Annotated in this window: 20 protein-coding genes; 17 read left to right on the top strand and 3 right to left on the bottom strand. The window is 64.7% G+C overall.

Annotated elements, in window-relative coordinates; genetic code table 11:
• The first annotated feature begins 33 nt into the window (after positions 1-33).
• The 10 genes from AB3X99_RS17455 to AB3X99_RS17410 all read left to right on the top strand — a co-directional run bounded on the left by AB3X99_RS17455 (position 34) and on the right by AB3X99_RS17410 (position 11,238).
• Positions 34-1,215 (top strand): 1-deoxy-D-xylulose-5-phosphate reductoisomerase, encoded by a 1,182-nt coding sequence (locus tag AB3X99_RS17455; protein ID WP_042265799.1) that lies wholly within the window; start codon positions 34-36, stop codon positions 1,213-1,215.
• A gap of 109 nt (positions 1,216-1,324) precedes the next feature.
• Entirely contained in the window at positions 1,325-2,713 is a 1,389-nt protein-coding gene (rseP, locus tag AB3X99_RS17450; protein WP_368617638.1) for an RIP metalloprotease RseP, read from the top strand.
• Positions 2,714-2,781: 68 nt separating this feature from the next.
• On the top strand, positions 2,782-5,088 hold the full coding sequence (gene bamA, locus AB3X99_RS17445) for an outer membrane protein assembly factor BamA (RefSeq protein ID WP_342945832.1): 2,307 nt from the start codon (positions 2,782-2,784) through the stop codon (positions 5,086-5,088).
• Between the two features lie 71 nt (positions 5,089-5,159).
• A complete protein-coding gene (locus AB3X99_RS17440) occupies positions 5,160-5,708 on the top strand; it encodes an OmpH family outer membrane protein (protein WP_141710716.1) in 549 nt (182 codons plus the stop codon).
• A 37-nt stretch (positions 5,709-5,745) separates the two neighbouring features.
• A complete protein-coding gene (lpxD, locus tag AB3X99_RS17435) occupies positions 5,746-6,819 on the top strand; it encodes a UDP-3-O-(3-hydroxymyristoyl)glucosamine N-acyltransferase (protein WP_368617637.1) in 1,074 nt (357 codons plus the stop codon).
• Positions 6,820-7,059: 240 nt separating this feature from the next.
• Positions 7,060-7,524, top strand: coding sequence for a 3-hydroxyacyl-ACP dehydratase FabZ (gene fabZ, locus AB3X99_RS17430; protein ID WP_028204052.1), 465 nt, complete (start codon positions 7,060-7,062; stop codon positions 7,522-7,524).
• A gap of 78 nt (positions 7,525-7,602) precedes the next feature.
• Positions 7,603-8,391: an acyl-ACP--UDP-N-acetylglucosamine O-acyltransferase gene (gene lpxA / locus AB3X99_RS17425; protein WP_342921362.1), complete on the top strand. Its 789-nt coding sequence runs from the start codon at positions 7,603-7,605 to the stop codon at positions 8,389-8,391.
• Between the two features lie 3 nt (positions 8,392-8,394).
• Positions 8,395-9,564, top strand: coding sequence for a lipid-A-disaccharide synthase (gene lpxB / locus AB3X99_RS17420; protein ID WP_368617636.1), 1,170 nt, complete (start codon positions 8,395-8,397; stop codon positions 9,562-9,564).
• Entirely contained in the window at positions 9,561-10,349 is a 789-nt protein-coding gene (gene rnhB / locus AB3X99_RS17415; RefSeq protein ID WP_368617635.1) for a ribonuclease HII, read from the top strand. Before lpxB ends, rnhB begins: the two co-directional genes overlap by 4 nt.
• Before the next feature lie 103 nt (positions 10,350-10,452).
• Positions 10,453-11,238 carry a TrmH family RNA methyltransferase gene (locus tag AB3X99_RS17410; protein ID WP_368617634.1) on the top strand — a complete coding sequence of 262 codons (786 nt, stop codon included), beginning with the start codon at positions 10,453-10,455 and terminating at the stop codon, positions 11,236-11,238.
• Positions 11,239-11,305: 67 nt separating this feature from the next.
• On the opposite strand, the gene AB3X99_RS17405 is transcribed toward AB3X99_RS17410, so the two are convergent.
• Complete coding sequence (locus tag AB3X99_RS17405) at positions 11,306-12,121, bottom strand: pyruvate, water dikinase regulatory protein (protein ID WP_028204047.1); 816 nt, start codon at positions 12,119-12,121, stop codon at positions 11,306-11,308.
• A 399-nt stretch (positions 12,122-12,520) separates the two neighbouring features.
• Here AB3X99_RS17405 and ppsA point away from each other — a divergent pair, with 399 nt between their 5' ends.
• The 3 genes from ppsA to AB3X99_RS17390 all read left to right on the top strand — a co-directional run bounded on the left by ppsA (position 12,521) and on the right by AB3X99_RS17390 (position 16,564).
• Positions 12,521-14,920 (top strand): phosphoenolpyruvate synthase, encoded by a 2,400-nt coding sequence (gene ppsA / locus AB3X99_RS17400; protein WP_069265628.1) that lies wholly within the window; start codon positions 12,521-12,523, stop codon positions 14,918-14,920.
• Positions 14,921-15,063: 143 nt separating this feature from the next.
• A complete protein-coding gene (locus tag AB3X99_RS17395; RefSeq protein WP_141710708.1) occupies positions 15,064-15,549 on the top strand; it encodes an NfeD family protein in 486 nt (161 codons plus the stop codon).
• 55 nt (positions 15,550-15,604) lie between these two features.
• Positions 15,605-16,564, top strand: a complete 960-nt coding sequence (locus AB3X99_RS17390; protein ID WP_069265629.1) for an SPFH domain-containing protein — start codon at positions 15,605-15,607, stop codon at positions 16,562-16,564.
• A gap of 70 nt (positions 16,565-16,634) precedes the next feature.
• On the opposite strand, the gene smpB is transcribed toward AB3X99_RS17390, so the two are convergent.
• Entirely contained in the window at positions 16,635-17,081 is a 447-nt protein-coding gene (smpB, locus tag AB3X99_RS17385) for an SsrA-binding protein SmpB (RefSeq protein ID WP_368617633.1), read from the bottom strand.
• 102 nt (positions 17,082-17,183) lie between these two features.
• On the opposite strand from smpB, the gene AB3X99_RS17380 reads away from it, so the two are divergent.
• Together AB3X99_RS17380 and AB3X99_RS17375 are read left to right on the top strand one after the other, a co-directional pair.
• Positions 17,184-17,621 carry a type II toxin-antitoxin system RatA family toxin gene (locus AB3X99_RS17380; protein ID WP_042265786.1) on the top strand — a complete coding sequence of 146 codons (438 nt, stop codon included), beginning with the start codon at positions 17,184-17,186 and terminating at the stop codon, positions 17,619-17,621.
• Entirely contained in the window at positions 17,618-17,950 is a 333-nt protein-coding gene (locus AB3X99_RS17375) for an RnfH family protein (RefSeq protein ID WP_042265785.1), read from the top strand. Before AB3X99_RS17380 ends, AB3X99_RS17375 begins: the two co-directional genes overlap by 4 nt.
• A gap of 97 nt (positions 17,951-18,047) precedes the next feature.
• Here the strand turns inward: AB3X99_RS17375 and AB3X99_RS17370 are convergent, their stop codons facing one another.
• The gene (locus AB3X99_RS17370; protein ID WP_368617632.1) at positions 18,048-19,100 is read right to left on the bottom strand and encodes a DMT family transporter; all 1,053 of its coding nucleotides are present in this window, start codon (positions 19,098-19,100) and stop codon (positions 18,048-18,050) included.
• A 269-nt stretch (positions 19,101-19,369) separates the two neighbouring features.
• On the opposite strand from AB3X99_RS17370, the gene guaB reads away from it, so the two are divergent.
• The gene (guaB, locus tag AB3X99_RS17365; RefSeq protein WP_069265633.1) at positions 19,370-20,830 is read left to right on the top strand and encodes an IMP dehydrogenase; all 1,461 of its coding nucleotides are present in this window, start codon (positions 19,370-19,372) and stop codon (positions 20,828-20,830) included.
• Positions 20,831-20,836: 6 nt separating this feature from the next.
• Complete coding sequence (locus AB3X99_RS17360; RefSeq protein ID WP_368617631.1) at positions 20,837-21,559, top strand: hypothetical protein; 723 nt, start codon at positions 20,837-20,839, stop codon at positions 21,557-21,559.
• Positions 21,560-21,613 lie beyond the last annotated feature (54 nt).

The raw sequence follows: 21,613 nt of genomic DNA, 5'->3' as shown, positions 1-21,613 counted from the left end.
GTCTGGCCGGGACGCCAGGTTAGAGATTTGAATATGCAAAAACGACTCACACTGCTCGGTTCCACGGGCTCGATTGGAGACAGCACGCTCGACGTCGTCGCGCGTCATCCGCAACGCTTCTCGGTCTATGCGCTCACTGCGCATCGCAACGGCGAGAAGCTCGTCGAACAATGCCTGCGCTTCGCCCCCGAAGTGGCCGTGGTCGGCGACGCCGACACCGCCGCACAGGTCGAGCGCAAGCTGCGCGCGGCCGGCTCGAAGACCGTCGTGACCTACGGGCCGCAGGCGCTCGTCGAAGTCTCGAAGAGCGACGGCTGCGACACCGTGGTCGCGGCCATCGTCGGTGCGGCGGGTCTCGCGCCCACGCTCGCAGCGGCGAAGGCCGGCAAGCAGATCCTGCTCGCCAACAAGGAAGCGCTCGTGATGTCGGGCGACATCTTCATCGATGCCGTGTGCGACAGCGGCGCCGTTCTGCTGCCGCTCGACAGCGAGCACAACGCCGTGTTCCAGTGCTTCCCGCGCGAAAACGCCGAGCGCGACGGCGTCACGAAGATCATCCTGACCGCCTCCGGCGGCCCGTTCCGCACCCGCGAGCCCTCGACGCTCGTGAACGTGACGCCCGACGAGGCCTGCAAGCACCCGAACTGGTCGATGGGCCGCAAGATCTCCGTCGATTCGGCCACGATGATGAACAAGGGCCTCGAAGTGATCGAGGCGCACTACCTGTTCGACCTGCCGGGCGAGCGCATCGACGTGCTGATTCACCCGCAGAGCGTGATCCACTCGATGGTTTCGTACGCCGATGGTTCGGTGCTCGCGCAACTAGGCAACCCCGACATGCGCACGCCGATCGCGCACGCGCTGGCGTATCCGGACCGTGTCGATTCCGGCGTCGCGCAGCTGGATCTCGCGCAAATCGCGACGCTCACGTTCGAAAAACCCGACTACGCGCGCTTCCCGTGTCTCGCACTCGCGATGCAGGCATTGGCCGCCGGCGGCGTGGCGAGCGCGGCACTGAACGCCGCGAACGAAGTGGCAGTGGAGGCATTTTTGAACCGGCGCATCGGCTTCATGGCCATCGCCCAGACGGTGGATGCCGTACTGAACGCGCTCGAGAACCGCAATGCGTCGAGTCTCGAAGTCGTGCTCGAAGCCGACGCGGCGGCTCGCCGCGCGGCTCACACCATCATCGACAGCCTGCCGGTGCCGGCCTGACAGGTCAGCGAGGGGCTTGCGGAAGGGCCCTGGCGGCCCCTCAGGCACGCGAGCCTGACCTCGGGGCCGCTCCCGCACCGGTGCGCTGCTTCCAGCCCAGGAGGCGCTCATGAACCTGCTTACCGAACTGGTCGCATTCGTCGTGGCGATCGGCGTTCTGGTCGTCGTGCACGAATACGGGCACTACAGCGTCGCGCGTCTGTGCGGCGTGAAGGTCCTGCGTTTCTCGATCGGCTTTGGCCGGCCGCTCGTCCAGTGGGTCAGCAAAAAGAGCGGCACCGAGTGGACCATCGCAGCGCTGCCGCTCGGCGGCTACGTGAAGATGCTCGACGAGCGCGAATCGGCCGATCAGATTCCCGCAAGCGATTTGCCACATGCATTCAACCGCCAGTCGGTTGGCAAGCGCATTGCGATCGTCGCGGCGGGGCCGATCGCCAATTTCGTGCTGGCCATTGCGCTCTTTTCCGTGGTCTACGCGAGCGGGGTGACCGAGCAGAAGGCGATTGTCGCGGCGCCGCCCGCGCAAACGGCAGCGGCGCGTGCCGGCTTCCAGGGCGGCGAAACGATTCTTTCGGTGAGCGATGCAAACGGCAGCCGCACCGAGCCCGTGCGATCGTGGTCGGACCTGCGCTGGAAACTGCTCGCCACGGCGTTCGACCAGGGCCATGTCGTCCTTGCCGCGCGCGATGGCGAGGGCACCTACGATTTTCCGCTCGATCTCTCGCAACTGACCGGCAAGGATCTCGACGACGACTTCATGGCGAAGCTCGGCCTCGAGGCGGGCGGTAACACGCTCAAGGTGGCGGCGGTGGAGGCGGGTAGTGCGGCGCAACATGCCGGGCTGCAGGCGGGCGATCAGCTGCGCGCCGTCGATGGCCGGCCCGTGGACAGCGCAAGCACTTTCATCGCCTGGGTGAAGGCGCGTGCGGGCAAGCCCGTGCGGCTCACGGTCGCGCGCGGCGACGCTTCCCAGCACGCGCAGCAGACGCTCATGCTCACGGTCACTCCCGCCCTGCAGCGCGACGCGCAGACCGGTGAGGAAGTGGGCCGAATCGGCGCGGCGCTCTCGGCGCAGGCGCCTTCCGTGGACGTGCGTTACGGGCCGCTCGAGAGCGTGCGGCTCGGTGCGTATCGCACGTGGGACATTGCCGTGTATTCGCTGAGGATGTTCGGCCGCATGATCACGGGTGAAGCCTCGCTGAAGAATCTGTCGGGCCCGGTGACGATTGCCGACTATGCCGGCAAGAGTGCGAGACTCGGTCCCTCGGCGTTCCTGTCGTTCCTCGCTCTCGTGAGCATCAGCCTCGGCGTATTGAATCTGCTCCCAATTCCGGTATTGGACGGGGGGCATCTGTTATATTATGCGGTTGAAGCCGTAACGGGCAAAGCCGTCTCGGACCGCTGGCAGCTCGTACTGCAGCGCGCGGGACTTGCCTGCATCGTCGCACTGTCGGCGATCGCGTTGTTCAACGATCTGGCTCGGTTAATCCATTTTTAAAGATGTCTGGCGGCGTCCGTGGGCGGGCCGCCTGACCTGATGCAGCTATACATAATTGGGGAAGCACGTTGTTTAGACCTCATCGCTTGGTTCCAAAAACGGTTGCGGCCGCGGCGATCGCCGCACATGGACTCGTTGCCCACGCAGCAACGACGCCTTTCGTGGTTCAGGACATCCGCATCGAAGGGCTGCAACGCGTCGAGCCGGGCACGGTGTTCGCCTACCTGCCGATCAAGCAGGGCGACACGTTCACCGACGACAAGGCGTCCGAGGCCATCCGCGCACTGTATGCGACGGGCTTCTTCAACGACGTGAAGATCGCCACCGAAGGCGGCGTAGTGGTGGTGCAGGTGCAGGAGCGCCCGGCCATCGGCACGATCGACTTCGCGGGCATCAAGGAATTCGACAAGGACAACCTCACGAAGGCGCTGCGCGCGGTGGGTCTCTCGCAAGGCCGCTACTACGACAAGGCGCTCGTCGACAAGGCCGAGCAGGAGCTCAAGCGCCAGTACCTCACGCGCGGCTTCTATGCCGCCGAGGTCACGACCACGGTCACGCCGATCGACCGCAATCGCGTCGGTCTGCTGTTCTCGGTGGTCGAAGGTCCGAGCGCGAAGATCCGCCAGATCAACTTCATCGGCAACAAGACGTACAGCAGCGGCACGCTCCTCTCGGAGATGCAGCTGTCCACGCCGAACTGGTTCTCGTGGTACACGAAGAACGACCTGTACTCGAAGGAAAAGCTCACGGGCGACCTCGAGAACGTGCGCTCGTACTACCTGAACCACGGCTACCTCGAGTTCAACATCGACTCGACGCAGGTCTCGATCTCGCCCGACAAGAAGGACATGTACCTCACCATCGGCATTCACGAAGGTGAGCCGTACAAGGTGTCGGGCATCCAGCTGTCGGGCAACCTGCTCGACCGTGAGGCCGAGCTCAAGAAGCTCATCAAGATCAAGCCGGGCGACACCTTCTCGGCCGAGAAGCTGCAGGCCACGACCAAGGCTATCGTCGACAAGCTCGGCGAATACGGTTACGCGTTCGCGACCGTCAATGCGCTGCCGCAGATCGATCAGGCGAACCACACGGTCAACCTCACGCTGCAGGTCGATCCGAGCCGCCGCGTGTACGTGCGCCGCATCAACGTGGTGGGCAACACGCGCACACGCGACGAAGTCGTGCGCCGCGAAATGCGCCAGCTCGAAAGCTCGTGGTTCGATTCGAACCGCCTCGCGCTCTCGAAGGACCGTATCAACCGTCTGGGCTACTTCACCGACGTCGACGTGACCACGGTGCCCGTGGAAGGCACGGCCGACCAGGTGGACGTGAACGTGAAGGTCGCTGAAAAGCCGACCGGCGCGATCACGCTGGGTGCGGGCTTCTCGTCGACCGACAAGGTGGTGCTGTCGGCGGGCGTGTCGCAGGACAACGTGTTCGGTTCGGGCACCTCGCTCTCGCTGAACGTGAACACCGCGAAGACGTACCGCACGCTGGCTCTCACGCAGGTGGACCCGTACTTCACGGTGGACGGCATCAAGCGCATTACCGACGTCTACTACCGCACGTACCAGCCGCTGTACTACTCGACCGATTCGAGCTTCCGCATCATCACGATGGGCGGCGACCTCAAGTTCGGCATCCCGTTCTCGGAAGTCGACACGGTCTACTTCGGCGCCGGCTTCGAGCAGGACACGCTCGACATCGACTCGAACACGCCGCAGAGCTATATCGACTACGTGAACCAGTTTGGCCGCGTGTCGAACAACGTGCCGCTCACGGTGGGCTGGTCGCGCGACGCGCGTGACAGCGCGCTCGTACCGAGCAAGGGCTACTTCACGCAGGCGAACGCCGAGTACGGCACGCCGGTCGGCGGTACGCAGTACTACAAGGCCGATATTCAGGCGCAGTACTACTACTCGTTCGCGCGCGGCTTCGTGCTGGGCCTGAACTTCCAGGGCGGCTACGGTAACGGCCTCAGCGGCAAGCCGTACCCGATCTTCAAGAACTACTACGCCGGTGGTATCGGTTCGGTGCGTGGCTACGAGCCGAGCTCGCTGGGTCCGCGCGACAAGACGACGAACGACCCGATCGGCGGCTCGAAGATGCTGGTCGGCAACATCGAGCTGACCTTCCCGCTGCCGGGTACGGGCTATGACCGCACGCTGCGCGTCTTCACGTTCGTCGATGGTGGTAACGTCTGGGGCACGGAAGGCAACAGCATTGGCGCCAACGGCCTGCGTTACAGCTACGGTTTCGGTCTCGCGTGGATTTCGCCGATCGGCCCGCTGAAGTTGAGCCTGGGCTTCCCGGTGACCAAGCACACGGGCGACCAGTACCAGAAGTTCCAGTTCCAGATCGGGACGGCGTTCTGACGTATGTTTTGCCCGGCGATGGTTGCGCGCGCAGCGCACAGCGCCGGAATCCAGGAAACGAGAGGATGACTTTGCTAACGGGTATGTTTTCCAGACGGACGATCGGGGCGATGACCGTGTCGCTGGCGCTCCTCGGTTTTGGCATGGGCGTGGCGCAGGCGCAGGAAGCCAGGATCGCGGCGGTGAACTCCGATCGCATCCTGCGTGAATCCGCTCCCGCGAAGGCCGCGCAGACCAAGCTCGAAGCCGAGTTCGCCAAGCGCGACAAGGATCTGCAGGACATGGCGCAGCGCCTGAAGTCGATGTCGGATTCGCTCGACAAGAACGGCCCGTCGATGGCGCCGACCGATCGCGCGTCGAAGCAGCGCGACCTGTCCGCGCTCGACAGCGACTTCCAGCGCAAGCAGCGCGAATTCCGCGAAGACCTGAACCAGCGCCGCAATGAGGAACTGGCTGCGGTGCTCGATCGCGCGAACAAGGTGATCAAGCAGATCGCCGAGCAGCAGCATTACGACCTGATCGTGCAGGAAGCGGTGTACGTGAGCCCGCGCATCGACATCACCGACCAGGTGCTGAAGGCGCTCGCAGCGAATAGCGCGGGCGGTAGCAGCAGCAACTAAGGCAACGAAAAGCAACTAAGGCAGGAGCAGCACGCGCATGGCATTTACGCTTGAGGACATCGTCGGGCGGTTCGGCGGCGAGGTGGTGGGCGATGCGACGCAACGCGTCAGTTCGCTGGCGCCGCTCGACCAGGCTGGTCCGCAACAGCTCGCGTTCCTCGCCAATCCGAAGTATCTCGCGCAGGTCGAGACGACCCGGGCGGGCGCGGTGCTCATCAGCCCCGGCGACCTCGAGAAGCTCGCATCGCGCGAAGGACGCAACTTCATCGTCACACCGAATCCGTATGCTTACTTCGCGCGTGTCGCGCAGGCGTATATCGACCTCGCCGCGCCGAAGGCGCAGCCGGGCATCCACGCCAGCGCCCACGTCGACGCGAAGGCAGAGGTTGCCGCGAGCGCGGTGATCGGCCCGAACGTCACGGTCGAAGCGGGCGCCGTGATCGGGGAAAACGTACGGCTCGACGCGAACGTCTTCATCGGCCGCGGCACCCAGGTCGACGAGGGCTCGCACCTGTATCCGGGCGTGACCGTCTACCACAGCTGCAAGCTTGGCCCGCGCGCCATCGTGCATGCCGGCGCCGTGATCGGTTCGGACGGCTTTGGTTTCGCCCCCGATTTCACGGGCGAGGGAGCCGCGCGCACGGGTAGCTGGGTCAAGATTCCGCAGGTGGGCGGCGTGGCCATCGGGCCGGACGTCGAGATCGGCGCGAACACCACGATCGACCGTGGCGCGATGGCCGATACGATCATCGAAGAATGCGTGAAGATCGATAACCTCGTGCAGATCGGCCACAACTGCCGGATCGGCGCGTACACGGTCATCGCGGGCTGCGCCGGCATTGCGGGCAGCACGACGATCGGGCGTCATTGCATGATTGGCGGCGCGGTGGGCATCGCGGGGCACGTCACGTTGGGCGACTACGTGATCGTCACCGCGAAGTCGGGTGTCTCGAAGTCGTTGCCGAAGGCTGGCATCTACACGAGCGCTTTCCCGGCGGTCGATCATGCCGACTGGAACAAGAGCGCCGCGCTGTTGCGTAACATCGACAAGCTGCGCGACCGTATCAAGGCGCTCGAGGCGGCGGTAGCCCAGAAGCCGCAGGGCGAATAAGAAAGCAGTATCGAGGTAGCGGGCGGCGTGTCGCGGGAGCGGCGCGCCGCTTTGCGTCGCGGACGGCCGAAGCTGCTCGCCTGGGGGTTCCCCGCAGGGGGCCCTCCGCCCGGGGCAATACGCATGCACGGGAGCGCGGGCGTGGCGCATACTTCGCGTCAGCGCGGGCGTGTTTGGTCCGGCGCCTCGAATATCGAAATCGAAAGTCACACGCGCAATTCCTGCGTGAGCAGAACCACCATGAACATCGAAAAACTCAACTTCGACATCCACAAGATTCTCACGCTGCTGCCGCACCGCTATCCGTTCCTGATGGTGGACCGGGTCATCGAACTGGAGCCGCACAAGAGCATCAAGGCGTTGAAGAACGTGACGGTCAACGAGCCCTTTTTCACGGGACACTTCCCGCAGCGTCCGGTCATGCCCGGCGTGATGATTCTCGAGGCGCTGGCGCAAACCGCCGCGCTGCTCACGTTCTCGGAGGAAGAGCAGGACTTCGAGAATACGCTGTACTACTTCGTGGGCATCGACGGCGCGCGCTTCAAGCGCGTGGTCGAGCCGGGCGACCAGCTCATCCTCAACGTGACGTTCGAGCGCTACATGCGCGGCATCTGGAAGTTCAAGGCGGTGGCCGAAGTGGAAGGCTCCGTGGCCTGCGAGGCGGAACTCATGTGCACCGTCAAGAAAATGGACGCGGCGCAATAAGCAGCGCCGCCGCATGCCGCAGCGCGCCTTGACCTCGAGGCGCCGGCGCACGGAAACAGAATCGGAGAGCGAGGACGAATGAGCAGGATCCATCCCACTGCGGTCGTCGAGTCGGGCGCGCAGATCGACGAATCGGTCGAAATCGGACCGTTCGCGGTCATCGGTGCGAACGTCACCATCGGTGCACGCACGAAGGTCGGTTCGCATAGCGTGCTGGAAGGCCACACGACGATTGGCGAAGACAACACGATCGGCCACTACGCGTCGATCGGCGGCCGTCCGCAGGACATGAAGTACAAGGGCGAGCCCACCAAGCTCGTGATCGGCAGCCGCAACACCATCCGCGAGTTCACGACGCTGCATACGGGCACGGTGCAGGACACCGGCGTCACGATCATCGGCGACGACAACTGGATCATGGCCTACGTTCACGTCGGCCACGACTGCCGTCTGGGCAACAACGTCATCATGTCGAGCAACGCGCAGCTCGCGGGCCACGTGTTCGTCGAAGACCACGCGATCGTCGGCGGCATGACCGGCGTGCACCAGTTCGTGCGCATCGGCGCGCATTCGATGGTCGGCGGCGCCTCGGCGCTCGTGCAGGACGTGCCGCCGTTCGTGATCGCCGCCGGCAACAAGGCGGTGCCGCACGGCATCAACGTCGAAGGTCTGCGCCGTCGCGGCTTTTCGGCTGACGCGATTTCCGCGCTGCGCTCGGCGTATCGCACGCTCTACAAGAACGGGCTCTCGCTCGAAGAGGCGAAGGTGCAGCTCGCCGACCTCGCGCAGGCGGGCGGCGACGGCGACGTGCACGTGAAGGCGCTGCTCGACTTCGTCGAGCAGTCGCAACGCGGCATCATTCGCTGATCGATGGCGCTGCAAACGCGTCCGCTGCGCCTGGCAATGGTCGCCGGCGAGCCGTCCGGCGACCTGCTTGCGTCGTCGCTGCTTGCAGGTCTCAAAGCCCGCTTGCCCGACACTACGCGGTACTACGGAATCGGCGGCCCGCGCATGATGGCCGCCGGCTTCGATGCGCACTGGCCGATGGAAAAACTTTCGGTGCGCGGCTACGTCGAGGCGTTGCGGCACATTCCCGAGATTCTGCGCATCCGCAACGAGCTCAAGCATCAGCTGCTGGCCGAGCCGCCTGACGCCTTCATCGGCGTGGACGCGCCTGACTTCAACTTCGGCCTCGAGCACGCGCTGCGCGACGCGGGTATTCCGACCATCCACTTCGTCTGCCCGTCGATCTGGGCGTGGCGCGGCGGTCGCATCAAGAAGATCCAGAAGGCTGTGGATCACATGCTCTGCGTGTTTCCGTTCGAAACGGCGCTCCTCGAGAAGGCCGGGGTGGCGGCATCGTACGTGGGCCATCCGCTCGCCGACGAGATTCCGCTCGAACCGGACATGCCCGGTGCGCGCCGCACGCTGGGCCTGCCGGAAAGCGGCCCGGTGATCGCGGTGCTGCCGGGCAGCCGCCGCTCGGAAATCAACCTGATCGGGCCGACCTTCTTCGACGCGATGCAGATCATGCAGCGGCGCGAGCCGGCGCTGCGTTTCGTGATGCCGGCGGCAACGCCGGCCATCCACGCGCAGCTGCAGGAACTCGCGAACGCGCATCAGGGTCTCGCGCTCACGATCATCGACGGCCAGTCGCAACTCGCCATGACGGCCGCCGACGCAATCCTCGTGAAGAGCGGCACGGTCACGCTCGAAGCGGCGCTGCTCAAGAAGCCGATGGTCATCTCCTATAAGGTGCCCTGGCTCACGGGGCAGATCATGCGCCGTCAGGCTTACCTGCCGTATGTCGGCCTGCCGAACATTCTCGCGGGGCGCTTCGTCGTGCCGGAAATTCTGCAGCACTTCGCGACGCCAGACGCGCTTGCCGACGCGACGCTCACGCAGTTGCAGGACGAGGCAAACCGGCGCACGCTGACCGAGGTGTTCACGCAGATGCATCTGACCCTGCGCCAGAACACAGCGGAGCGCGCGGCCGAGGTGGTCGCGAGCATCGTCGAAGGCCGAAAGGGGCGGGCATGAGCGAGGGCACGATCAAGCGCACGGCCAGGCGCACGACAGCGCCGGCGGAGAAAAAACCGCCGTCGCAGGCGGCGCTCAAGCTCGCCGCGCGTCGCAAGGCGGCGCGCCAGGCCGGACTGCTGTTCGAATCGCCGGACGACGTGATCTGCGGCGTGGACGAGGCCGGCCGCGGGCCGCTCGCCGGGCCCGTGGTTGCCGCGGCCGTGATTCTCGATCCGGCCCGGCCGATTCGCGGGCTCAACGATTCGAAGGTGCTGACGGCACAGGCGCGGGAAACGCTCTACGAGCGCATCGTCGAACGCTCGCTCGCGTGGTGCGTCGCATCGGCGAGCGTCGAGGAAATCGACACGCTCAACATCCTGCACGCGACGATGCTGGCGATGCGGCGCGCGGTCGAGGGCTTGAGCCTCGTGCCGACGCTCGCGAAGATCGACGGCAATCGCTGCCCGGTGATGCCGGTGCGCAGCGAGGCAGTGATCGGCGGCGACGCGCTCGTGCCGAGCATTTCGGCGGCGTCGATCCTCGCCAAGGTTACGCGCGACCGCATGCTGGTCGATCTGCACCAACGCCATCCGTATTACGGTTTCGACGCCCATGTGGGCTACGGCACGCCGCAGCACCTCGAAGCGTTGCGCGTACATGGTCCGTGCGAGCATCACCGGCGCTCGTTCGCGCCCGTGCGCGACGCCTACGTGCTGCACGGCATCGTCCTGCCCGACGCTTCGACCGTGGTCAGCGACGCCGCCGGCCTCGAAGAAGACGACGCCTTCGCGCCGCTGCCTTGAGCCGCCGCTGACGGCGTCTCGCGCGAGCCGGCGCCGTCTCGCACGGTGCCGGCGCAGCCGTTTTTCTATCTCCCGATTCTCATTTGACACGCCTGAGCCGCCCGTGAAAGCCATTACCTCGCGCGACAATCCGCTCTACAAGCGTCTGAAGGCGCTCGCCGGCTCGACGCATCAACAGCGGCGCAGCCATCAGGCCTTGCTCGAAGGCTTCCATCTCGCGAGCGCGTGGCTCGACGGCGGCACACAGCCCGAGTACTGCGTCGTGACCGAAGGCGCGCTCGCGCACGAAGAAGCGCAGGCGATCGTTGCCCGCGTCGACGAGCGCCGCGTCATCACACTGCCCGATGCGCTCTTCGGGCAGCTTTCGAACGTCGTGCACGGCGTAGGGCTGCTACTGCTCGTCGATATGCCTGAAGCGCTGTTGCCCGAACGCGTTGCATCGACGTGCCTCGTGCTCGACGGATTGCAGGACGCCGGCAACGTCGGCTCGATCCTGCGCAGCGCGGCGGCCGCCGGCATCGACACGGTGTTCTGCACGCCGGGTACGGCCTATGTGTGGTCGTCGAAGGTGCTGCGCTCGGCAATGGGCGCGCATTTCCTCTTGCAGGTGTTCGAGAACGTGGAGGCCGAAGCGCTCGTCGAGATGCTCGGCGTGCCGGTCGTCATCACCGATTCGCATGGCGCGCAGGCGATCGACGAGGCCGATCTGACGGGCCAGGTCGCGTGGGTGTTCGGCAACGAAGGAGCGGGCGTCTCGCAGGTTTGGCGCGACGCGGCCGCGCTGCGCGTGACGATCCCGCAGCCGGGCGGCATGGAATCGCTCAACGTCGCGGCGGCGGCGGCGGTGTGCGTGTTCGAGCAATGCCGGCAGCAGCGTCACGCACGTTGACACTCGCGCCGGATAGCAATAAAAAAGCCCGCTCAGATGCGGGCCTTTTCGTTTCAGGCCGGGCGTTTCAATACGACGGCTTGTCGATGCGGATTTCCTGCAGGATCGTGGTGGCGATTTCCTCGATCGACTTGTGCGTCGACGAGAGCCACTTGATGCCTTCGCGCCGCATCATCGCCTCGGCTTCGTTGACCTCGTAGCGGCAATTTTCCAGCGCGGCGTACTTGCTGCCCGGGCGCCGCTCGTTGCGGATCTCGGTCAGGCGCTGCGGATCGATCGAGAGGCCGAAAATCTTCGTTCGATGCGAAAGCAGCGCATTCGGCAGCTTGCCGCGCTCGAAATCGTCGGGGATGAGCGGGTAGTTCGCGGCCTTCACACCGTACTGCATCGCGAGATACAGGCTCGTCGGCGTCTTGCCGCTGCGCGACACGCCCACGAGGATCACGTCGGCGTCGGCGAGATTGCGGTCGGACTGCCCGTCGTCGTGCGCGAGGGAGAAGTTGATCGCCTCGATACGGTTCTTGTATTCGTCGGTGTCGGCGTTCTGGTGGCCGCGGCCCATGGCGTGGCTCGACTTGAGCTCCAGCTCCTGCTCGAGCGGTTCCACGAAGGTCTGGAACATGTCCATCACGAGCGCATTCGCGCGCTTGACGATCTCGTTCGAGTTGCTGTCCACGAGCGTCGTGAACACGATCGGACGGCGGCCTTCCTGCACGGCGGCTTCGTTGATCTTCTCGGCGGTCGAGTAGGCCTTTTCGGACGAATCGACGAAGGGCACGCGCACGAGGCGGAATTTCTGGTCGAACTGCGACAGGATCGAATGCGCGAAAGTTTCGGCAGTGATCCCGGTACCGTCGGAGACGATGAATACGGTAGGCGGCATCGGTTGAGGCTGGGTACGTGAGCTGCAGGGCCGCTCGGGACAGGCTTGGGCGCCCGGAAAGCCCCGTCCGGCGGGACCGAGGGGCAATTCTCGCCGACTGGCACAAATTCGAGAGTCGGCACGGTAGAATAGCGGCAACCTGTTGGATAAGCAATTGCAGTGCAACCGCGCCAAACCGCCGCCTATCGCGGTGCATTCTGGTGTCAATTTGCAGCGATTCCGTCTAACTGCATGAAATCGCGTGCATCTTCGTGCTTTTCCATTGAAAGGAAATTCGCTCGGCTCTTGAGCGATTGCTTCTCCAACAGGTTGCGCAAGACGTGAATCCGCCTCCAATGGGCGGACCGCGTTCGAGCCCACTTGCGCAATCGTGAATTTTTTTCACACTTAGGGGCTTGTATGACTAACACCGTTGCCAAGGATCAGGCGTATGTAGTGCCTTTCGAGCAGTTGCGGATGACCGATGTCGAGATCGTGGGCGGCAAGAACGCCTCGCTCGGCGAAATGATCAGCCAGTTGGCTGAGGCAGGCGTGCGAGTGCCCACGGGTTTCGCGACGACGGCGCTCGCCTTCCGCGACTTCCTGAAACATAACAACCTGACCGAACGGATCGCGGCTCGTCTGGAGACGTTCGACGTCGACGACGTGAAGGCGCTGGCCGAAGCCGGCAAGGAGATCCGTCAGTGGATCATCGACGCGCCGCTGCAGCCGAAACTCGAAGCGGACATCCGCGCCGGTTTCGAGACGCTGCAAAACGGTTCGCCGTCCGAGCTCTCGTTCGCCGTACGTTCGTCGGCAACGGCGGAAGACCTGCCCGACGCATCGTTTGCCGGTCAGCAGGAAAGCTACCTCAACGTGGTCGGCATCGAAGACGTGCTCGATCGCCTCAAGCACGTGTTCGCGTCGCTCTACAACGACCGCGCCATTTCCTATCGCGTCCACAAGGGCTTCACCCACGCCGAAGTCGCGCTGTCGGCTGGCGTGCAGCGCATGGTCCGCTCGGACCGCGGCGCCGCAGGCGTGATGTTCACGCTGGACACGGAATCGGGCTTCAAGGACGCGGTCTTCATCACGTCGAGCTATGGCCTCGGTGAAACGGTCGTGCAGGGCGCCGTGAATCCGGACGAGTTCTACGTCTTCAAGACCACGCTCGCGCAGGGCAAGGCTCCGATCATCCGCCGCTCGATCGGCTCGAAGCTCATCAAGATGGAATTCACGCAGCCGGGCGAGCCGGGTCGCGTGAAGACGGTCGACGTCTCGCACGAACAGCGCAACCGCTTCTCGATCACCGACGAAGACGTGATCGAGCTGGCGAAGTACGCCGTCATCATCGAGAAGCACTACCAGCGTCCGATGGACATCGAGTGGGGCAAGGACGGCCTCGATGGCAAGATCTTCATTCTCCAGGCGCGTCCGGAGACCGTGAAGAGCCAGGCCGCCGGCAAGGTCGAGCAGCGCTTCAAGCTCAAGGGCCAGTCGCAGGTGCTCGCAACGGGCCGCGCGATCGGCCAGAAGATCGGCGCGGGCCGCGTGAAGGTGATTCACGACCCGTCCGAAATGGAACGCGTGCAGCCGGGCGACGTGCTCGTCGCCGACATGACCGACCCGAACTGGGAGCCGGTGATGAAGCGCGCCTCGGCGATCGTCACGAACCGTGGCGGCCGTACCTGCCACGCGGCGATCATCGCGCGTGAGCTGGGCGTGCCGGCCGTGGTGGGCTGCGGCGACGCGACCGACGTGCTGAAGGACGGCGCGCTCGTGACGGTTTCGTGCGCGGAAGGCGACGAAGGCCGCATCTACGACGGGCTGCTGGAAACCGAAGTCAGCGAAGTCCAGCGTGGCGATCTGCCGGCCATTCCGGTCAAGATCATGATGAACGTCGGCAACCCGCAGCTCGCGTTCGACTTCTCGCAGCTGCCGAACGCGGGTGTTGGCCTCGCGCGTCTCGAGTTCATCATCAACAACAACATCGGCGTGCACCCGAAGGCGATTCTCGAGTATCCGAATGTCGACGCGGACCTGAAGAAGGCCGTGGAAAGCGTGGCACGCGGCCACGCCTCGCCGCGCGCGTTCTACGTCGACAAGCTCACGGAAGGCATCGCCACGATCGCGGCGGCGTTCTATCCGAAGCCCGTGATCGTGCGTCTGTCGGACTTCAAGTCGAACGAGTACAAGAAGCTGATCGGCGGTTCGCGCTACGAGCCGGACGAAGAAAACCCGATGCTGGGTTTCCGCGGCGCGTCGCGTTACATCGCCGAGGACTTCGCGCAGGCGTTCGAAATGGAGTGCCTGGCGCTCAAGCGCGTGCGTGAAGAAATGGGTCTCGCGAACGTCGAGATCATGGTGCCGTTCGTGCGCACGCTCAAGCAGGCGGAGCGCGTGGTCGGTCTGCTCGAGAAGTTCGGCCTCAAGCGCGGCGTGAACGACCTCAAGCTGATCATGATGTGCGAAGTGCCGTCGAACGCGATTCTCGCCGAAGAGTTCCTGCAGTACTTCGACGGCTTCTCGATCGGCTCGAACGACCTTACGCAGCTCACGCTCGGCCTCGACCGGGACTCGGGCATGGAACTGCTGGCCGTCGACTTCGACGAGCGCGATCCGGCCGTGAAGTTCATGCTCAAGCGTGCGATCGAAACCTGCCGCCGTCTGAACAAGTACGTCGGCATCTGCGGTCAGGGCCCGTCCGACCATCCGGACTTCGCCCAGTGGCTCGCGGAAGAAGGCATCGCTTCGATCTCGCTGAACCCGGACTCGGTTGTCGAGACGTGGCAGCAGCTGGCGAAGTCGCAGTCGAAGTAAGCGCGGTGCCGAGGGCGTCACTCCTCGGCACATACGGAGCTTGATGCAGCTTCCCGTGCGTCACCGCACGCTGCGGAAAAAAGTGTCAGCTTCGTGCTATAACACCCCGGTCTATCCGGGGTGTTTTACTTTGGGAGGTCGTCGTGGGTCCGCATGGTTTGTTCTGGTGGATTGCCGCTGGCGTGCTCATCGTCGCCGAGCTGATGACCGGCACCTTCTACTTGTTGATGATCGCGCTCGGCTTTCTCGCCGGCGCGCTCAGCTATGAGCTTGGCTGGCCGCTCGACGGGCAACTGCTCGTCGCGGCGGCGGTCGGGCTCGCGGCCGTGGTCACGCTGCGGCGCTCGCGTTTTGGCCGCCGCCGGCGCATGACCGACGCCTCGACGGATCCGGGCGTGAACCTCGATATTGGCGCGACGCTTGCTGTCGCCGCATGGCGCGACGGCCGCGCGCGCACGATGTATCGCGGCGCCGAATGGGACGTCGAACTCGCGCCCGGCGAGCCCGAAGACGCGCCGCTCTATGAAATCAAGGCAGTGCGCGGCAGTTGCCTCGTCGTGGCGGCGAAGCGCGAACGGCGCGATGCCAATGCGCCCGGCGCCGCTCGCGACGACGCGCGCCACGCGTGACCGGCCGAATTCACCTCACACCAACACACCACACAGAAGCGAACGGAGGTCCCGTATGCAAGTCCCAGTCGTCGGCCTGATTCTGCTCGTGATCGTCGTCGTGCTGATCGCGCAGACTATCAAGATCGTGCCGCAACAGCATGCCTGGGTGCTCGAACGGCTTGGGCGCTACCACGCCACGCTTACGCCGGGGCTGACGATCGTGCTGCCGTTCGTGGATCGCGTGGCGTACAAGCACGTGCTCAAGGAGATTCCGCTCGACGTGCCGAGCCAGGTCTGCATCACGCGAGACAACACGCAGCTTCAGGTGGATGGCGTGCTGTACTTCCAGGTGACCGATCCGATGAAGGCGTCGTACGGCTCGAGCAATTTCGTGTTCGCGATTACGCAGCTTTCGCAGACCACGCTGCGCTCGGTGATCGGCAAGCTCGAACTCGACAAGACCTTCGAGGAACGCGACTTCATCAACCATAGCGTCGTGTCGGCGCTCGATGAAGCCGCATCGAACTGGGGCGTGAAGGTGCTGCGTTACGAAATCAAGGATCTCACGCCGCCGAAGGAAATCCTCCACGCCATGCAGGCGCAGATCACCGCCGAGCGCGAAAAGCGCGCGCTCATCGCGGCCTCGGAAGGCCGCAAGCAGGAGCAGATCAACCTGGCAGCCGGCGCGCGCGAAGCAGCGATCCAGAAGTCGGAAGGCGAGCGTCAGGCGGCGATCAACCAGGCGCAGGGTCAGGCGGCCGCCATTCTCGCAGTGGCCGAGGCCAACGCGCAGGCCATCCAGAAGATAGGCAACTCGATCCAGGCGCAGGGCGGGATGGACGCCGTCAACCTCAAGGTGGCCGAACAGTACGTGAATGCTTTCGCCAATCTGGCGAAGCAGGGCAATACGCTGATCGTGCCGGGTAACATGGGCGATTTAAGCTCGATGATCGCTTCAGCGCTGACGATCGTGAACCGGGCAGGCCTGCGCGAGGGGCAGATCAGCGGGGCCGGGGCGGCGAAGGGCGCATAAGCGCTCAGGCCGCTGCAAATGACAACGGGCCGCATGAGCGGCCCGTTGTCCATCAGAACTTCCGGAAGAATCAGGTGGCCGAGCGCATCAGGCGCGCCTTTTCGCGCTCCCAATCGCGTTTCTTCTCGGTTTCGCGCTTGTCGTGCAGCTTCTTGCCCTTGGCGAGGCCGATCTCGCACTTCACGCGGCCGCCCTTGTAGTGAAAGTTCAGCGGCACGAGCGTGAAGCCGCGCTGCTCGACCTTGCCGATCAGCTTGTCGATTTCCTCGCGATGGAGCAGCAGCTTGCGGGTGCGCGTGGGGTCCGGCTGGATGTGCGTCGAGGCCTCGGGCAGCGGGCTGATGTGCGTGCCGATCAGGTAGAGCTCGCCGTCCTTGATCACGACGTAGCTTTCCTTGATGTTGGCTCGCCCGGCGCGCATGGCCTTGACTTCCCATCCTTCCAGCACGAGCCCGGCCTCGTGGCGCTCTTCGATGAAGTAATCGAAGAACGCTTTTCTGTTGTCGATGATGCTCATAGGAAAATGGGATTGGCCCAACTCGTTTAAAATTACGATTTTAGCAAAGCGGGCTCCCGAAAGCCCGTGGCGCTTTCACCCTAGCCACGCATTGCGCAATTTATGGCGGATGTCCAGAAAACCGTGTTGATTCGCCATTCGGCGGAACAAATGTTCGACCTCGTCACCGACGTCGCCGACTACCCCAACTTCCTGCCGTGGTGCGGCGGCGTCGAGATTCGCCGTCAGGACGAGAGCGGCATGGAGGCGAAGATCGACATCAACTTCAAGGGCATCAAGCAACACTTCGCCACGCGCAACTCGCAAAAGCGGCCCGAGCGCATCGACATGGAATTCGCCGATGGCCCGTTCCGCAAGTTCACGGGCTACTGGCGTTTCACGCCGCTGCGCGCCGACGCCTGCAAGATCGAGTTTGCGCTGCATTACGAGTTTTCAAACATCATTCTAGAGAAGCTCATCGGGCCAGTGTTCCATCACATCGCGAACACCTTCGTCGACTCCTTCGTGAAGCGCGCCGACCAGCGCTACGGCAAGCCATGAGCGCGAATCTTTCCATCGACGTCTGCTACGCGCTGCCGGATGCGCAGACGCTCATCAGCATCGAGTTGCCGACGGGCGCGACCGTCCAGCAGGCCATCGAAGCAAGCGGCATTCTCGCGCGCCATCCCGAGATCGATCTGGCGAAGCTCAAGGTGGGCGTGTACGGCAAGCTCAAGCCGCTCGACACCGTGCTCGCCGACCACGACCGCGTGGAGATCTATCGGCCGCTGATCGTCGACCCCAAGATGGCGCGCCAGCGCCGCGTCGACAAGACCCGCAAGGAAGGCTCGATCGAAGGGCGCAAGTGGTTGCCCAAGGACTCGCGCTAGAGGTTCGAGCCGGGTTGCCACGGATTTGACGCACGAGCGTAATGGGCGGGACAGCCTGCGCTGTCTCGCCCATTCGGCATTTTGCGGCCCGGCGCGCTCAGGCGATGGTCGTGCGGCCGTTTTGCTTCGCGTCGACGTTGGGTTGCGCAAGGCGGCTTTCGTTGCCGATGCCCGGCAGATCGCCGTCCGGCACGATGCCGTCGCCGTGCGCGGTGTCTTCCGGACCGCCCGAATGCTGGCGCACCGACCAGCTTACGCCCGCCACGAGCAGCATGATCGCCGCGATTTCCAGCCCGCGCGGCAGCCGGTGATCGTAAATAAAGCCATAGAGCAGGGCGAACAGCGTCTCGAACACGATCATCTGACCTGAGAGCGTGAGCGGCAAGCGCTTGGCGGCGGCGTTCCAGAGTCCGTTGCCGAGCCACGAGGCGCCGATCGCGAGCACCAGATTCAGCTGCCAGAACGTGGTCCAGCGGCCGGCGGCCACGGTTTCCTGCACCCAGTGCGACGGCACGACGAGAATGCCGAGCCAGAGCAGGCCGCCGAGCGCGCCCGTGACCACGCCCCAGAGCACCGACCATTCGTTGCCGCTGAAGTGCGCATTGCGCTGCAGATAACGCGCGTTCTCGACCGCGAACCAGGTCCAGCACACGAGCGAGCCGACTGCGCAGCCAATGCCTGCGATGCGTGTGAGGATACTCGCGCCGCCCGCGTCGCCGGCTGCGCTGAACACGTCCACGTTGATGCAGACGATGCCGGCCGCGATCATCGCAAGCGGCCAGACCAGACGCGAAAGCGGCACGGCGCCATGGTCACGGCGGCCGAGCAGCGTGACCGTGACGGGCAGCACGCCGACGATCAGCGAGGCCGGCGCGATGCCCACCAGATGGATGGCGCTCGCGAGAAAGAGGTAATAGAGCACGTTGCCCACCAGCGCGAGTTTCACGAGCGCGACGAGATCGGCGCGCGTCATGCGCGGCCAGACACGGCGCAGCATGGGCAAAAGCGCAGCGAGCGAAACGAGCCCATACATCGCATAGCGGCCCGCGCTCAGGAGCAGTGGCGAGAACTCCGCCAGTTGCCGGGGCACGACGAACACCGTTCCCCATAATGCGCCGGCGAGCACGCCGTACAACACACCACGCTGCATTTGTATTGCCTCCGGATACTTCGGTGGCCCAAGGCAGGCCGTTTTGACAGAACGGCCCGAAGCATAACTGGAGGTGCGCGCACCCGTCTTGTTCAATCCTGCAGCGTGCGCCCGATATTCGGGTCGGAGGCGGGCCATGCCCGCATGGCTCGCACCGGCAGGGCCGGAGCATGGAAATAATCCCGAAAACGGCGCTAAGCTACTGTTAGCGCTGATGATTTCCAGGGCGCTATCGCGTATAATCTGCTTTTGCGCCTATAGGATTTGCCATGCGTCTGATCCAGAAAGCACTCACGTTCGATGACGTGCTCCTCGTCCCCGCCTTTTCCGACGTTCTCCCGCGCGACACCAGCCTGAAGACCCGGCTGACCCGCAATATCTCCCTGAACATTCCGCTCGTGTCGGCCGCTATGGATACCGTCACGGAGGGCCGTCTGGCAATCGCCATGGCGCAGCAGGGGGGTGTCGGCATCGTTCACAAGAACCTCACGCCGGCCGAGCAGGCGCGCGAGGTCGCGAAGGTGAAGCGCTTCGAGTCGGGCGTCGTGCGCGATCCGATAACGGTTCCGCCGCAAATGAAGGTCGCCGACGTCATCGCGCTCTCGCAGCAGCATGGCATTTCGGGCTTCCCGGTCGTGGAAGGCGCGCAACTCGTCGGCATCGTCACGAACCGCGACCTGCGTTTCGAAACGCGCCTGGATGAGCCGGTGCGCTCGATCATGACGCCGCGCGAGCGCCTCGTCACCGTCAAGGAAGGCACGCCGCTCGTCGAAGCCAAGGCGCTCATGCACAGCCACCGCCTCGAGCGCGTGCTGGTCATCAACGACGCATTCGAGCTGCGCGGTCTCATGACCGTCAAGGACATCACCAAGCAGACCGAGCACCCGGCCGCCTGTAAGGACGAGCACGGCAAGCTGCGCGCGGGCGCGGCAGTCGGCGTCGGTCCGGACAACGAAGAGCGTGTCGAGTTGCTGGTGCAAGCCGGCGTGGACGTGATCGTCGTGGATACGGCGCATGGTCACAGCAAGGGCGTGCTCGAGCGCGTTCGCTGGGTCAAGAAGAACTTCCCGCACGTCGAAGTGATCGGCGGCAACATCGCGACGGCCGACGCGGCGCGCGCGCTCGTCGAGTACGGCGCGGACGGCGTGAAGGTCGGCATCGGCCCGGGCTCCATCTGCACGACGCGTATCGTGGCCGGCGTGGGCGTGCCGCAGATCAGCGCGATCTCCAATGTCTCGGAAGCACTCAAGGGCACGGGCGTGCCGTGCATCGCCGACGGCGGCGTGCGCTACTCGGGCGACGTCTCGAAGGCGCTGGCCGCCGGCGCGAACGCCGTGATGATGGGCAGCATGTTCGCGGGCACCGAAGAGTCGCCGGGCGACGTGTTCCTGTACCAGGGCCGCCAGTACAAGTCGTATCGCGGCATGGGCTCGGTCGGCGCGATGAAGGACGGCGCCGCGGACCGCTACTTCCAGGACAACTCGGCGAACATCGACAAGCTCGTGCCGGAAGGCATCGAAGGCCGAGTCGCCTACAAGGGGCCGATCAACGCGATCCTGTTCCAGCTGATCGGCGGCGTGCGCGCTTCGATGGGCTACTGCGGCTGCCGTACGATCGAAGACCTGCATGCGAAGGCGGAGTTCGTGCAGATTACCGGCGCCGGCCTGCACGAGTCGCACGTGCACGACGTGCAGATCACGAAGGAAGCGCCCAACTATCACGTGGACTAAGCCCCGATGAAGCCGCTGCTGCGCGTGCTACTGATTGTCGATGCGTTGACGTTGCTGGGGTTCGGCGTGCTGTTCGTTCTCACGCCCTGGACCCTCGTCTACAACGCGTTGCAACTGGTGCAAACGCAGCCGGCGCTCGTTGGGCAGGCGTTCGGCGTGGTGCTGCTGGGTTTCGCGTGGCTCGCGCTGCGCGCGGCCTTCCACGGGGAGATGACACTGCCTGTGGGCCGCACCGTAGGGCACGTCAACTGGATTGCCGGCGTGCTGATGCTGGTCTGGCTGATCGGGCTGCGTGCGCCGCAGCTCACGGGTTTTGGCCAGTTGGTGGCAGGTGCGGTTGGGGTGTGGCTGATCGTCCTCGGCCTCGGCGGCGTCCGGCTCGCGGGCGCGGTGCGCAAGCGCCAGAAGGGGCAGGCGAGCGGCAGTTCCGCGCAGCAGCGCAAGGTGGAGAAGGCCCAGCCCGAACGGCGCGAAGAGCCGGTGTCGTACGCGAAGCCGGGCTTTATGCGAACGATGGCGTGGGGCGGTGCACAAGGGGCAAAACGGCCCGCAGCGCCGGTCGAACCCGTTGTGGAAGTCCCGACCGTGACGCCCGCGGCCGTTCCGCCGGTTGCGCCCCGTCCATCGCCGGTTACGCCGCCGCCCGCGAGTCCCGCGCAAGCTCGAGAGGCTCGCCAGGCGGCTCGCGACGAGGCGGCCGACGCACCGAGGCCGCCGCTGCGTGGCTGAAGCCACGCGCAAACCCGGCCTCCCAAACAGCAGACGCAGTGCGCCCGAAGCACA

Source organism: Paraburkholderia sp. BR10882 (assembly GCF_040948855.1).
Classification (GTDB): domain Bacteria; phylum Pseudomonadota; class Gammaproteobacteria; order Burkholderiales; family Burkholderiaceae; genus Paraburkholderia; species Paraburkholderia nodosa_A.
Note: the sequence above shows the minus strand (reverse complement) of the source record. Positions and strands in the feature narration are given on the sequence as shown.